Below are 228 nucleotides of genomic sequence, written 5' to 3'. Positions count from 1 at the left end.
CGAATTATTAGCAACTCCAGATATAAAATTTATAGGAATGACAATTGATGATATAGATGAATATGATCTAAAAAAGAAAGGAGCAGTAATAAAATTAAATCAAAGGGCTTTAAAAAGATTAAATGAAATAGCTAATATCCTTGGTTTAAAAAATCTAAAGATTGGCAAAGACAATTTAGAAAAATGTTAGATTATGGAATAAAAGTTGAACAGGATGCATTGGCAGCA

General features: G+C 26.8%; 1 protein-coding gene (running past one end of the window). It reads left to right on the top strand.

Going from position 1 to position 228, the window contains the following annotated elements; translation table 11 throughout:
* Window positions 1-190, top strand: partial view of a hypothetical protein gene (locus tag LUA84_RS04700; RefSeq protein WP_342765380.1) — the 3' portion only. It extends 176 nt beyond the left edge of the window; 190 of the gene's 366 nt are visible here — the last part of the coding sequence; its start codon lies off the left edge, out of view; its stop codon occupies window positions 188-190.
* Window positions 191-228 lie beyond the last annotated feature (38 nt).

The sequence above is a fragment of the Candidatus Nanopusillus massiliensis genome (genome assembly GCF_920984865.1).
This window is presented reverse-complemented; position numbering and strand designations above follow the sequence as displayed.